14 protein-coding genes and 1 tRNA gene are annotated in these 13502 nt (G+C 48.6%); 10 read left to right on the plus strand and 5 right to left on the minus strand.

Annotated elements, in window-relative coordinates; genetic code table 11:
* Positions 1-2 precede the first annotated feature (2 nt).
* Positions 3-1403, minus strand: a complete 1401-nt coding sequence (locus BM091_RS13220; RefSeq protein WP_093396451.1) for an FAD-binding oxidoreductase — start codon at positions 1401-1403, stop codon at positions 3-5.
* A gap of 208 nt (positions 1404-1611) precedes the next feature.
* Here BM091_RS13220 and BM091_RS13225 point away from each other — a divergent pair, with 208 nt between their 5' ends.
* From BM091_RS13225 to ldhH, 5 genes are all read left to right on the plus strand, one after another.
* Positions 1612-2763 (plus strand): TRAP transporter substrate-binding protein, encoded by a 1152-nt coding sequence (locus BM091_RS13225; RefSeq protein ID WP_093396453.1) that lies wholly within the window; start codon positions 1612-1614, stop codon positions 2761-2763.
* Positions 2764-2824: 61 nt separating this feature from the next.
* Positions 2825-3337 carry a TRAP transporter small permease subunit gene (locus BM091_RS13230; protein ID WP_093396454.1) on the plus strand — a complete coding sequence of 171 codons (513 nt, stop codon included), beginning with the start codon at positions 2825-2827 and terminating at the stop codon, positions 3335-3337.
* 5 nt (positions 3338-3342) lie between these two features.
* Positions 3343-4683 carry a TRAP transporter large permease gene (locus tag BM091_RS13235; RefSeq protein ID WP_093396456.1) on the plus strand — a complete coding sequence of 447 codons (1341 nt, stop codon included), beginning with the start codon at positions 3343-3345 and terminating at the stop codon, positions 4681-4683.
* A gap of 22 nt (positions 4684-4705) precedes the next feature.
* Positions 4706-5248 (plus strand): LutC/YkgG family protein, encoded by a 543-nt coding sequence (locus BM091_RS13240; RefSeq protein WP_093396457.1) that lies wholly within the window; start codon positions 4706-4708, stop codon positions 5246-5248.
* A 6-nt stretch (positions 5249-5254) separates the two neighbouring features.
* The gene (gene ldhH / locus BM091_RS13245; RefSeq protein WP_093396459.1) at positions 5255-7420 is read left to right on the plus strand and encodes an L-lactate dehydrogenase (quinone) large subunit LdhH; all 2166 of its coding nucleotides are present in this window, start codon (positions 5255-5257) and stop codon (positions 7418-7420) included.
* An 8-nt stretch (positions 7421-7428) separates the two neighbouring features.
* On the opposite strand, the gene BM091_RS13250 is transcribed toward ldhH, so the two are convergent.
* Both BM091_RS13250 and BM091_RS13255 read right to left on the minus strand, forming a co-directional pair.
* On the minus strand, positions 7429-8028 hold the full coding sequence (locus BM091_RS13250; RefSeq protein WP_093396461.1) for an HD domain-containing protein: 600 nt from the start codon (positions 8026-8028) through the stop codon (positions 7429-7431).
* On the minus strand, positions 8021-8494 hold the full coding sequence (locus BM091_RS13255) for a peptidylprolyl isomerase (protein ID WP_093396462.1): 474 nt from the start codon (positions 8492-8494) through the stop codon (positions 8021-8023). Before BM091_RS13255 ends, BM091_RS13250 begins: the two co-directional genes overlap by 8 nt.
* Before the next feature lie 216 nt (positions 8495-8710).
* Here BM091_RS13255 and BM091_RS13260 point away from each other — a divergent pair, with 216 nt between their 5' ends.
* The 3 genes from BM091_RS13260 to BM091_RS13270 all read left to right on the plus strand — a co-directional run bounded on the left by BM091_RS13260 (position 8711) and on the right by BM091_RS13270 (position 11167).
* Positions 8711-9676, plus strand: a complete 966-nt coding sequence (locus BM091_RS13260) for a GGDEF domain-containing protein (protein ID WP_093396464.1) — start codon at positions 8711-8713, stop codon at positions 9674-9676.
* 27 nt (positions 9677-9703) lie between these two features.
* Positions 9704-11047 (plus strand): hypothetical protein, encoded by a 1344-nt coding sequence (locus BM091_RS13265; protein ID WP_093396465.1) that lies wholly within the window; start codon positions 9704-9706, stop codon positions 11045-11047.
* A gap of 43 nt (positions 11048-11090) precedes the next feature.
* Positions 11091-11167, plus strand: a tRNA-Arg gene (locus BM091_RS13270).
* 212 nt (positions 11168-11379) lie between these two features.
* On the opposite strand, the gene BM091_RS13275 is transcribed toward BM091_RS13270, so the two are convergent.
* Both BM091_RS13275 and BM091_RS13280 read right to left on the minus strand, forming a co-directional pair.
* Complete coding sequence (locus BM091_RS13275) at positions 11380-11598, minus strand: hypothetical protein (protein WP_093396467.1); 219 nt, start codon at positions 11596-11598, stop codon at positions 11380-11382.
* Between the two features lie 92 nt (positions 11599-11690).
* Positions 11691-12284, minus strand: a complete 594-nt coding sequence (locus BM091_RS13280; RefSeq protein ID WP_093396469.1) for a hypothetical protein — start codon at positions 12282-12284, stop codon at positions 11691-11693.
* A gap of 346 nt (positions 12285-12630) precedes the next feature.
* Between BM091_RS13280 and BM091_RS13285 the strand changes: the two genes are divergently transcribed.
* Complete coding sequence (locus tag BM091_RS13285; RefSeq protein WP_093396470.1) at positions 12631-12873, plus strand: AbrB/MazE/SpoVT family DNA-binding domain-containing protein; 243 nt, start codon at positions 12631-12633, stop codon at positions 12871-12873.
* The gene (locus BM091_RS13290; protein ID WP_218148903.1) at positions 12842-13243 is read left to right on the plus strand and encodes a type II toxin-antitoxin system VapC family toxin; all 402 of its coding nucleotides are present in this window, start codon (positions 12842-12844) and stop codon (positions 13241-13243) included. The genes BM091_RS13285 and BM091_RS13290 overlap by 32 nt, the downstream gene beginning before the upstream one ends.
* Positions 13244-13502: the final 259 nt, after the last annotated feature.

Below are 13502 nucleotides of genomic sequence, written 5' to 3' on the forward strand. Positions count from 1 at the left end.
TGCTACTCCCCACCTGAACCTTCAAGCCACAAAATTTTTCCGGGATTGAGTATATTCCGTGAATCCAGAGCTCGCTTTATACGCCTGCTGTATTCGATGGACCCCCTTCCCACTTCTTTGTGGAGGAATGGCGCTTTGGCTATACCAATACCGTGCTCACCGGAAAGGGTTCCCCCGAGCTTAAGGGCAGCCTCAAAGATGGCTTCCACGGCCCCTTCGACCCTCCTCCATTCATCATGATTTCGCCTGTCTGTAAGAATCGTTGGATGCAGGTTGCCGTCTCCTGCGTGTCCGAAGGTCCCGATCTGTACTTTATACTCCTGTGCTATATCCTGTATAGCCTGAACCATCTCGGGGATTTTGCTTCTGGGAACCGTTGCATCTTCAAGAACCACAGTGGGTCTCAGTTTTGCCAGTGCCGAAAGGGCGCTGCGTCGTGCCTCCCAGACTCTGTTTCTTTCTTCCTCATTTTCCGCAACGCGAACCTTCAGGGCCCCACAGTCTCGGCAAATCTTTTCGACTTTTTCGGCTTCATCTTTCACCTGAGCCGGATGGCCGTCAACCTCGATGAGTAGCATGGCTTCGATGTCCCCCGGAAGGCCGGCGCGGCTGAATCTTTCCACCGCATCGATGGTAAATCTGTCCATAAACTCCAGCGTTGCAGGGATCACTCTTGCGGCTATGATGGCGGCAACGGTCTCGGAAGCTGAACGGAGATCGGAAAAAAGGGCCATCATGGATTTTTTTGCGGCAGGGTAGGGGATAAGCCTGAGAATAATCCTGGAGATAACCCCCAGTGTGCCTTCCGATCCCACCAGCAGCCCTGCAAGGTTGTAGCCGGATACGCACTTTACGGTTCTCGATCCCGTCCTGATCAGGTCTCCTTCGGCACTGAAGAATTCCAGACCCAGGACATAGTCCCTCGTTACCCCGTATTTAAGCCCTCTGAGGCCGCCTGCGTTCTCGGCGACATTTCCTCCCAGGGTCGATACGGCCTGACTTCCGGGGTCCGGAGGATAGAAAAGCCCCTCTTTCTCAACGGCTTTTGCGAAATTTGCCGTGATCACTCCGGGCTGAACAACTGCATACATGTCTTCAGGGTTGAGTTCCACGATTTTATCCAGCTTGCCGGTCAGGATTACTATGCCCTTTTCGTGAGGCACCGTTCCACCGCTGAGATTGGTTCCGGCGCCACGAACCGTAAGGGGGATGCCCTGGCGGTGGCAGTAGGCCACTACTTTACCCAGCTCCTCTTCCGTTTCAGGCCGTACTACCGCAAGTGGTAAGACCGGTTTTACGACGGCAGCATCGTAGGAGTATGCGGCCCTGTCTTCGGGTTCGGTAAGGACCTTACCCGCTCCGAGAAGGGCCTCAAGGTCGCCTATCAAAGCCCTCTTTGCCATCTTAACACCTCTCAAAAGGTATAATCCCCTAATGGTAAAACCATCGTAATTTCTTCTTGACACTTTCTCATCATATAGGCTATTCAATTTAACCGCAACCTGATTTTGCGAATTCTGGGAATGTCATCTGGCCAATGTCCATAAGCTTCCCCGGGGATTGGCCCATCAGGGGGGTATCATAAAGCCTAAACCATAAGGAGGATTGGTCATGAAGAGGTTTTTATCTTTGGCGACGGCCCTGGTCCTTGTTTTGGTCATCGGTTTGAACCCTTCTATGGCGGGAAAAAGAGAAAAGTTCGGTGTCGATGAGCGTCACGAAATTGCAAAGAGAATTAAATTCGAACCCTCCGACAAGAAATTCAGATGGAAAATGGTCATGCCATGGTCGAAGGGGCTTCTCTTCTACGACATCGCCGTTCACTTCTGTGACAGCGTGCGTCTGGCATCGGCAGGTCGTCTGGACATAAAGCCCTATTCGGCAGGAGAGCTCGTCCCGGCGATGCAGACCTTTGACGCCGTTGCCCAGGGCACCGCTGAAGTGGGCCACGATTGGCCCGGCTACTGGAAGGGTAAGAACGAGGCCTTCGTCGCTTTCGGATCCGTACCCTTCGGCCTGGACGGGGAAGGTTACAACATCTGGCTCTACGAAAAAGGCGGACTCCAGCTGATGCAGGAACTCTACGGCCGCTATGGGCTCTATGCTCTTCCCTGTGGACAGCTCGGGCAGGAAATGGGCCTCTTCTCCAACAAGCGGGCAGAAAAAATGGAAGACTTCAAGGGACTCAGGATCCGAACCGTGGGCTGGTACATGGACATACTCAACATGCTTGGAGCATCGGTAAGTCCTCTCCCTGGAGGTGAGGTGTATCTTGCTCTGGAAAGAGGCGTAATTGATGCGGCAGAGTTCTCATCTCCTGCTATTAACTACCCCATGGGATTTGACGAAATTACCAGGTACGCAATTCAGCCCGGCGTTCATCAGCCCGGCATTCAATGTGCCGTGTTCTTCAACAAAAAGGCCTGGGACAGCCTGCCTGAAGATCTGAAATGGATTGTTGATATCGCCGCCAAAGAAACGCAGCTCTGGGCCTACAACTGGATAAACAGCCTGAATGCCGAAGCCATCAGAAGATTCAAGGAAAAGATAGAAATAGTGAAGATGGACAAAGAGGCTTTGATATCCTTCAGAAAGACCACCAAAGAGTATCTGGATTCTCTCAAAGAAAAATACCCCGACGTGAAGAAGGTGCTGGAAAGCCAGGAGGCTTTTATAAAAGAGTTTGCCGACTGGCGTGATGCCCGAAGCGGTGCCACTCCCTGGCCCTATGATGTTTACGTGTCTGGACGAGTAACCGAATAAGGCTTCACAGGGGAGAAGGTCGGTCCTTCTCCCCGGGTAATTCTCTAATCGGAGTCCGGTTATGAAAAAGAATCAGGGCGTTTCGGATAGAATTCTAAAATGGCTGGTATGGGAAGGGGAGATTTCTTCTCTTTTGATCATCCCCCTTGTTGTGGTCGTCGTTCAGGAAGTTGTTCGTAGGTATTTGTTTAATGCTCCCAGTATCTGGGGATTTGAAGCCACAACTTTTCTTTACGGAATTCATTATATGTTGGGGCTCGGTTATACTGAGCATTACGAAGGTCACGTCAGAGTTGACATCATAACCTCACGTCTTTCCGAAAAAACCCAGGCACTTTTTGGAATGCTCACCTACGGTCTGATGTTTATTCCCGTGATAACCCTCTTCACGATATGGTCCTTTAAATTCGCCTATATTTCGACGCTTCAGCGGGAACTCAATTCTACGAGCTGGGCTCCTCCGATTTATCCCATAAAGATTCTTATGGCCCTCGGTTTCTTTTTTCTTTGGCTTCGTGGAGTCTTAAGGTTTCTTGAAAATCTTCGAAAATACCGAAAGCTATCCAGGGAGTAAGGTTAATGAGTCCTGAAGTACTCACCCTTCTTATGTTTGCTACCCTTATTGTCGCTATCGTTTTCGGCCATCCGCTGGCTTTCACTCTGGCGTGGGTCGCTGCGGTATTCGGCCTGATAGATAACGGCTTTAATGTCCCGGCGCTTTTTGACATGTTCGTCAATAATGCCTGGGGCATCATGAACAATTACGTTCTCGTGGCGATCCCCCTTTTCATTTTCATGGCTCAGCTTCTGGATAAGTCGAGGGTTGCGGAAAAACTTTTTGATGCCCTTTACGTTGTTCTCGGGAGTCTCAGAGGTGGTCTCGGGCTTGCGGTAGTCGTGGTCTGCACGGTTTTTGCCGCCACAACGGGCATAATCGGGGCATCGGTAGTTGCCATGGGCCTGCTGGCCACTCCAGCCCTTTTGCAGAAGGGATATCAGAAGGAGCTTACAAGCGGCATTATATGCGCCACCGGGACCCTCGGTATTCTCATTCCCCCGAGTATCATGATGGTGGTTTACGGAGGTCTGACGGGGCTTAAGGAAACCTCCGTGGGAAACCTTTTTGCCGGTGCGGTAATTCCGGGCCTGATCCTGTCGTCGCTTTATTTCATTTACATATTCATACGCTGTGCTCTCAATCCGTCACTGGGACCCCCTATATCAAAGGAAGAGGCGTCCAGATATACGACGGCTCAGAAGTGGGCCATGACTCTTAAGTCCATGGTCCCGCCTCTGGCCCTTATCTTTCTCGTAATGGGCACGATCCTTCTCGGAATTGCCACACCCACGGAAGCGGCAGGTATGGGGGTCCTGGGGGCTTTCCTGCTGGCCCTTTTCAATAGAGCCGTGAACTGGAAGATGCTGAAAGATTCCTCTGTAGCCACTCTTCGTACAACCTGTATGGTTATGATGCTGTTTATCGGGGGTAAATGCTTCAGCACCGTTTTCCTGAGCATGGGTGGTGGAGATGTCGTTGCGGATTTTCTCATAGGGAGCGGTCTTAACAGGTGGGTGGTTCTTTTCATAATGATGGCAATCGTCTTTATCATGGGCATGTTTATCGACTGGGCAGCAATTCTTCTTGTAACCGTTCCCATTTTTATGCCCATAGCTATGGAGCTTGATTTTGACCCCCTTTGGTTTTCAATGCTCATGTGCGTCAACCTTCAGACCTCCTTCCTTACTCCGCCCTTCGGATATGCGCTCTTTTATTTTGCAGGAGTAGCCCCAAAGGAATATAATATGATGACCATTTATAAGGGAATTCTGCCTTTCGTGGGATTGCAGATCCTGGGGTTGATTGCGATAATCCTTTTTCCTCAAACCGTTACCTGGCTGCCTTCTCTGTTCTTCCACTAAAGACCGCAACAAGGAGCAGGCCATGGCAGGAACTTCTTTGATTGAAAGGTTTGTATCGAGGGCAGGGGCGGTTCAGTGTGAGGTGTTGGTTACCGGCAGTCTGATTGAGGCCTGTGATAAATTGGTCGATTGTATAGGAGAAGCCGCTCCTGTTGTAATCAGCGGCTTTGATGGCGAGACCACGAGTTTAATCGAGCGACGTCTCTCCGACGAAGGTATAAAGTGCCATGTCGGTTCTGTAAGAGATCTTTTGCCCGGGTTTTCGGTTGCAGTAACGCCGGGTCATGCGGGCATCTCCGAAACGGGTACCGTCGTTATTGAAAGCACTTCCGAGGACGTGAGGCTGGCATCCATGCTGGCCGATCGTCATTTCATTCTTATGCCTTCTTCCACCCTCTATTCGGAACTTCCCGAAGTCGAATCCTTGTTGGAAGAGATGCTGCAAAGACCCGGTGCCTACGTTGCTTTTATCACCGGGCCCAGTCGGACGGCTGATATAGAAAGAGTCCTTACAATCGGGGTGCACGGCCCCAGAGAGGTCACGGTAATCCTGTACGGGGAGTAGTCTGGCATGGAAAGATCGCCCAGAAGCATTAAAAAATACCGAAGTGATTTAGCGAAAGCCTTGGAAAATGAATATCTTCGAACAACCCTGGATAACTTTGCTCTTTCCTACAGAGAAGCCCGGGGGCGCGCCTTTGAGGGTATTGATTTTGAAGGGCTGAGGCTTGAACTCGGCTCTTCCAGACAGTCGGCTGTGGAGAAGCTGGAAGAGCTGTACGCCCGTTTCAAGGAGAAAGCCGAAGAGAAAGGTGCCGTGGTTTATCGGGCCCGTACTGCTCTTGAGGCCAATGAGATTATCCACAGGATAGCTCAGGACGCCGGAGCGCGGAAAATTGTCAAGTCAAAATCCATGACCGCCGAAGAGATTTTTCTCAACGCCTATCTGGAAAAAAGAGGCTACCGGGTGGTGGAAACCGATCTGGGCGAGTGGATTATTCAGCTCTGCGGTCATGGTCCTTCTCATATGGTTATGCCGGCCATTCATCTTTGTCGCAGGGATGTGGCCGAGATTTTTCAGAAATATACGGGTCAGCCGATAGATCCGGAAGACATTGGAGCAATGGTTGCCCTTGCGAGGAGAGAGCTGAGGAAAGAATTTATTGAGGCTCATGTGGGCATATCAGGGGCCAACTTTGCCGTTGCCGAAACGGGGACGCTGGGCATAGTTACAAATGAAGGCAATGCACGCCTCGTGACGACCCTTCCTCCCGTACACATTGCCCTTGTAGGTCTGGATAAGCTTGTGCCTGACACAGGAACGGCTCTTCGTATTCTCAGGCTTCTTCCACGCAACGCAACAGGTCAGCCCATTTCTACCTACGTTACCTGGATATCCGGTGCGGTTCCATGGAACGGAGACGAAGGCGGGCAGAAAAGACTTTACATTGTGTTTCTGGACAACGGAAGAAGTGAGATTGCGAAGGACCCGATCTTCGGTGAAGTACTTCGATGTATCCGCTGTGGTGCCTGCGCTAACGTTTGCCCGATCTACAGGCTGGTGGGCGGTCACAATTACGGTCACGTTTACATAGGAGCCATAGGGCTTATTCTGACCTACTTTTATCACGGAGCCGAAAACGACGAGGCCCTGGTGCGCAACTGCCTTAACTGCCAGGCCTGCAAAGAAGTTTGTCCGGTGGGTATTGACCTTCCGTACCTGATTAAGGAAACCTACGGGAAGGTGCTGGAATACAGGGGAAGAAAACCGGTAAAAAACCTGGTTCTTGCAAAGGTTCTCAAGAATCGCCGGCTTTTTCACTTTCTTTTAAGGCGGGCAAGGTTAATCCAGAAACCCATTGCCGACTCCGATGGGATGATCAGGCATCTACCGTTCTTTTTCATGAAAGAACACTCCTTTCGTAGCCTCCCGTCAATAACGGCTCATCCCTTCAGAGACAGATGGCCTTCTGTGAAGCCTGAACCCGGGGCTGAAAGGGAAAAGGTCGGTTTTTTTGCAGGGTGTTTGATTGATTTTGTTTATCCGGAACAGGCCGAAAGTGCCATGAAGATCTTTGAAAGGCTTGGAGTCTCGGTAACCTTCCCGGAAGGTCAGACTTGCTGTGGCCTGCCGGCCCTGATGGCCTCCGAAAAAGAGACCGCCCGCCTTGTGGCGCTTCAAAACATTGGGGCCTTTGCCAGAGATGCTTCCGACTGCCGTTACATTGTGACCCTCTGTGCCTCCTGCGGCTCTCATATGAAGGAAAATTATCCCAGGCTTTTTTACACACCGGAGGAACGGAGCAGGGCGGTTGAGTTCTCTAAAAAAATCGTGGATTTTAGCTCCTTTGTGCTGGGCTTAATGGGAGATGACGAAAAGTCCTTTTTTTCGTCATCAGGGGAAACTGTGACCTATCATGCCCCCTGCCATCTATGCCGTGGTCTTAAGGTCAAGGAGGCTCCGAGAAGGCTCATCTCTGTTGCCGGTTATGTTTATGCGCCCTGCCCGGAAGAAGAGGTTTGTTGCGGTCTGGGAGGCTCTTATTCTCTGGAGTTCCCGGAGATCTCACGGGAGCTTCTTTCAAAAAAGCTTGATGATGTGCTGTCCGCGGGCGCCAGGTATCTCGTTACCGATTGCCCGGGTTGTTTGCTTCAGCTTCGCGGCGGTATGGATCGAAGGGGTAATCCCGTTAGGGTCCTTCACATGGCAGAGTTGCTTGCTAAGGCATTAAGATAATAAATTTTTCATTCCACGGCGATGGAGTCTTTCCTGTTTCTGACCCACCATGAATCGTTATTGTCGAACCACCAGGAGGTCCAATCGGTTTGGAGAATGGCCTCTGCGAGTTTTAAGGCCTCATCGGTGTGCAGGCGTTTTAACACGTATTTAATCCACCTGGAGGCATAGCGATTGCCGAGATCCTGCTGTTCCTTGAGTTCCACCAGAAGGTCGAGCTGGTCTGCATCATGAGCAAGTTTTGAAGCTATTGTCTGCTCCTCCTGATATTCGTGCCAGAGCTCTCGATACAAACCCTCCCAGGGCAATTCTTTTACGGCATCGGAAAAAGCCTTCGCTTCATCTGAGCTTACGTACTGCTTGTTAACGTAGTTATGGTCGCCGGTTCTTGCTTCCGCAAGATCGTGAATGAGACACATTAAGACCACCTTTTCGGGATTCTCGTAACCCTGGATCAGGGCAAGTGCGTGCCCTATCAGGGCCGTGCGGAACGAGTGGTCTGCCACGGATTCTCCGCCCGATCCCAGAAAGGGATAACCGGTACGACGGATCTTTTTCAGCATGCCCGTTTCAAAAAGAAAGCGTGCAACCCTTTTGAGATCATCCATGGTATTTCTCCATCCTGCTGGCCCTGCGGTTTATGAATTCTTCAGGAGTAGCCCACCTGACCTCCTCCACGGTCACTTCTATGAAAGCGGCTTTTTGCGGGTTTCCCGCCAGAGGTACGGCAATTACGTGGTCTGGAAGCACATCGATTATCTTCATAAGCCAGGAAGACCCTTTGTCGTCGATTACGGATACTGTGTCTCCGGGACTTACAGGCCGGTCCGGCAGGAAATCTCTGGGCACGAGTTCTTCCTTAAGCTCACCGCCTTCGAAAATCCGGTCTTCAACCGGTATCGTTATGGTGTCCCCCCTCCTTTTGCCTATCAGGTGTTCTGAAAGGAACTCAGGTATATCATCACCCTCTATCATTCCTTTTCCATAGAACCACCTGCCTCTGTGAAGAGGTCGTCCTTTTCGGTCGAAAAATCTGTACCGAAATGCTACAATTGTATTGGCTTTTACTTCCATCCGGCCGATACCTCTTGCAAGTTCTAGATTTGCAAGAAGTAATTAGCCCGAACCCGTGAAAAAATCAAAGGGTGTGCAAAATTTATTGACATAGGCTTAACAAATTTTCATGCTAGTAATGCTTTTTGGTCCGGGTTTCCGTAGGTTTAAAGCCCTTGAGAAGTAAGGTGGTTCTTCCGAATTTTTAATTTTTCTTCAGGTCTGTGAGTGAGGCAGATGCCCGAGCTTTTTGTCAGCAATGCCGAGTACGGGGTTTACGCAAAGGAAAGGCCACCTCTCCGAATTCTCGTAGTGGACGACGATGAAAATATACGAAAGCTCCTCCTGGATCACCTTACCAGAAAGGGCTATCATGTCAGAACTGCATCGGACGGAATGGAAGCAATCCGAATGTTCTCAGACACTCCCTTCGACATAGTCATAACGGACATGCACATGCCGGGGCTTGATGGTCTGGAGCTTATCCGCAGGATTAAGTCGGTTCCCAGAAATGTCGACATAGTGGCCATAACGGGGTACATCAGAAATTATCGTTATGCCGACATCGTGAGAGCGGGTGCAGCGGATTTTTTAATAAAACCCTTCGGCATCGAAGAGCTGGACGCCAAGATCGAGCGCATTGCAAGAGACAGAGAAGAACGGGCTCAGATGGCAGAACTCCTCCTCAAGGATGCCCTCACCGGAGCGTACAATCGGTATGCCCTCAGCTTTATGCTGAAACGCGAAATCATAAGATCCATAAGGTATCTGCAGCCCCTTAGCCTGCTTTTTTCGGATATCGACCGCTTCAAGCAATATAACGATACCTTCGGTCATCTGGCAGGTGACGTCTTGCTGGAAAAGGCTGTGAGGATTATGGATGAGTCCGTGAGGAAAGACGTTGATTTCGTTTTTAGATTTGGAGGAGATGAGTTCATTATTCTTCTTACAAATACTGAGCAAAAAGCTGCGGAAGATGTTGCCAGAAGAATAATAAAAAAATTTAAAAAGCTTACTCCGGGACATGTTGGCCTTTCCGTAGGCATAGCCGTTTTGCTTCCGGAGTGTAAGAAATTGGAGAATAAGTCGGAAGAGGCGTTGATGCACCTTTTACTTCAGGAGGCCGATAAAGCTCTTTATGAGGCAAAGAGAAGTCCCGAAAATTGGTTTTTAAAGGTTCTGGCCTGTAATAACAAATCCTGAAAATCTCGTGAAAAGAAAGGATAAAAAATGCGTTCGTTCCTTGTTGTACTGGTTATCGCCTCCTTAGTTGGAGGAGGTATCTTTTTTCTTTATGTGTACCAGAAGAACAGTATCATAGAGTCAATAGAAGATGACCTGATGAACATTTTGTCCTCTCAAAAGGTCGTGGTTACAGATGTGCAGATCGATCCTGATAAGGTTCACCTAAATCCAATGTCGGTTTTTCCCGACTGGGCGGTTGATGTCGTTGCAGAAGACGTTAAAGCGAGCATTAAGAGTTTAAGCGGCGAAGGCGTCCTTAAAGTCGGGAATATAAAGATGGAATACCCTCTTTTTAGATCCGGTGATCTAAGGTTCTGTTCCGCTGATGATACTTCGCTTGTATATGGAGATGAGAAAATCGATTTGAATTTTTCCCTGAAAGACGTGACCTTCGAGCCCTGTAGCGCTCTTAACGGCGGACTGTCCCCGATGTCGGTAAGTTTACGGAATATAGTGGTGGAGCTCAAAGACGGGAAAGAAGCCGGAGGCATGAATGTAATCGATGCCAGGGCAGATTCTCTTCTGTACTCCATCAGAGGAAACTGGCAGAGCATGCCCGTGGTTGAGGACACCGACAATCTGGATTCCCTGGTTAACAAGGTAAACAAGTGGCGCCTTACGGCTAATTTAGATAAGAATTACCGTGACTTATGGGTGTTAAATTGGGAAATGGCCAATTTTTCCCTTGATATGGTGGGGCCCGATGAAAAGGCAAACTGTAGTATTAACAGGACCTCCGTAATGAGTCGCGGGTTTCTTGATGAAAAACGAAAGATATGGCTGGAGTTAACCTATAATCTGCAGGATCTTGTTGTGGACGGGTGGGGTATCAAAGAGCAGCTGGAGCAGGCCGGGTTGAGTGCTTCAGATCTATGGCCCTTGAAAAGCAGCTTTAAGGCAAGTGTCAGTGATCTTCCTTCTGAAGTACTTGCGGCCGGGCTCATACTGCAGCGAGAGGCCAGAAAGAGTGAGCCCGATCAGATGATTCTTGGTTATGTGACCATGTATCTTGTCGGTTTGATGACTCAAAAGCAGTTGCCGATATATTTGGAGGCCTCTTTTGATTTACCCGGAGACACAGGAGGGGTGGCTAATATCGACGGAAGCTTCTCCGCAGGATCCTTCACCGGGTCTGGAACACTCATGTTCAAAGGGTTGGATCGGATAATGCCCAGGCTTCGAGGGGCTGACAGGGATAAGGTTGAACTGCTGGTTTCTGAAAATTTGAAATGTGATGAGACGCTGGAGATATGCTCGGGTAGGCTGGAAATATCTGGAGGTAGTGTCCGGGTATATCCGGAAAAGGTCGGGCCGGGGTTTAAGGAATAATTTTGACAGAAGGCGAATATTGTGCTTAATTTTAGACGAAAGCGCGCCTGTAGCTCAGGTGGACAGAGCAGCGGACTTCTAATCCGCGGGTCGGGGGTTCGAATCCTCCCAGGCGCGCCAGTGATTTTCAATAAATTATCCAATTTCATAAAAGGACGAAATTGATGGTGCGTCCTTTAAGAACTGTTTCCCCCTTTTCCATGGAATAAAAAACGATAAGCAAAACAAGGGAACAGATACACGCAGACCTCATAGACTCAAGTTTTCCAGAACGCCCCATTTCAATGGTTTAACTATGCGTAATTGTTATTAAAAAAATGTAATGCTATATTTTATTCAAGTGTACTATCCAGGCCGTAGATCTGGAACAGCTTCTTCTGGACGGTGGACATGTGGGAGATGGTTCTAACGGCCCGCCTGTTGGGGTAGACCAGGATGACTTCCTTTATATCCTGAAGCTCTTCTATGAGAAGGGTCGTGGTGACTTCCATTCCTTCCCGATTTGCAATCAGACAGAGAAGCTTTATCAGAAGAAGGGCAAGAACGCACACAAAGGCATGAACCCTTATCTTCGAATCGGTCCAGTGGTATGCGGGATAGCAGGATACGAGATCTCGATCTTTGAGATGCCGGAAGGCATCCTCTATTCTGTGAGCCGAAAGGTTGCATAATCCGTATCTAGCTTCTCATTGGGCTCATAGCCCCTTTTGACCTTTTCTTCCTTTATTTCCCGTTCACTTATTATCCTGTCAAAAACCCTCCAGAAAGCCTTGCTGGAAAGTTTTTTCGCCTTGATTTTTTGAAACCTCTCCAGGGAGACCGTCTTATACCATCTTCCGATTTTTGCCCTGCTGTAATGATTTCCAGCGCGGTTTATGGCGGCTATGAGCACGAAATCCCCCGGCGTAATCCCGCAGACCTTCCCGGGAACCACTCTGTTTATAATATCCCTCAGCCCAATTCTTTCTGACACCTCAAAAAGTGCCATGGGAAGGCCGAATTGCCGGGAGCTTACCTTTTTGGGCTCCTGATGCTTTCGGGCTTCTTCAATCAGCTTCAATATATCTTCTGCAGTGCCCAGGTAAACCTGCCGGGTCACAACCTTGCTCTTTCCCGATCCCCTGGTCTTTCCCGTAGCATTGGGATCGACCTTTACACGGTAGGATCGGGAGTAATAGTAATATTTCCTGTTGCCCCGTTTTCTTGCTATTATTGTTCCGGTTCCTTTTGTTTCCATGGCAATTACATTTTACAGATTAATTTCTTGTCTGTTATACTATGTGGAACAATAAGCATTTAAAAACCCTAGAACTTCCGGTAGGCATTCCCAAAAAATGGAAACTTGAGCCAGAATGGAGCCGAAGGACAAAAAATAATACCAGGGAGGTTGCCTCCTGCAATAATTTAGTTTATATTTGCTTTTGTAATAAAGTTTATAGAGGGACAATAATTTTTTTTGGAATTGACTATGAAATATTTTAACAAAATTTGCGATAAAAATTATTTGATAATTAGACACGATGTTTTATTTTCAAGACTTCGTGAGTTATTGAATAGGCTCATACTGTGATAAGGAGGTAAATATGCCTATTGCTAAGATTACCAGAAAGGGTCAGGTTACGATACCTGCAGAGATAAGAAAAAAGCTCGGAACAGACCTCGTGGAGATAACCATGAAAGAAGGGGAGGTGGTGATAAAGCCGGTCAAGAAACTCGGAGGAGTTCTGCTCGAGTACGCTATTAAAGGAAAGCCTATAGAAGAGGTCATGAAGATGGAAAAGGAGGCAATAGCTGATGCCTTCAGAGAAAAGCATAACTCTGGTTGATGCGAATGTAATACTCAGGTACCTGTTGAAAGACAATAAAGAGCTTTATGCAAAAGCGGAAGAAGTGTTCAACGCAGTATTTGATGGAAAGGCTAAAGTTCTTCTTCTTGAGTCAGTCCTGGCGGAAGTCGTTTATGTTCTTCAGAAGCTTTACAAGGTAAGCAGGTCGGAGATATCGGAGGTTTTGAGGGAATTGATTGAACTCAAAGGCATAAAGGCTTTGAACAAATCCCATCTTCTTAAGGCTCTTGAAATCTTTGAAAATAAGAATCTTGACTTTGTGGATTGCCTCTTGTGTGCCTACGGCAAAGAGAGGGAGGTCATCACCTTTGACAAAAACTTGCAAAGGTGCTTAAAAAGTATCCCTTAGTCCATCCATACCCCGACTCAAGTTTTCCAGAACGCCCCATTTTAATGGTTTAACTATGCGTAATTGTTATTAAAAAAGTGTAATGCTATGTTTTGTTCAGGTGTACTTATCCAGGCCGTAGATCTGGAACAGCTTCTTCTGGACGGTGGACATGTGGGAGATGGTATAGTGACCCCCAACTGGACTGGACCAGTAACAAGAGGTAAATCTGGTTCTGGAAAGGGGGAGCGTGATGGAAGGGAAAGTCGTCAAGCCGTTT

This window comes from Thermodesulforhabdus norvegica, assembly GCF_900114975.1.
GTDB classification, from domain to species: domain Bacteria; phylum Desulfobacterota; class Syntrophobacteria; order Syntrophobacterales; family Thermodesulforhabdaceae; genus Thermodesulforhabdus; species Thermodesulforhabdus norvegica.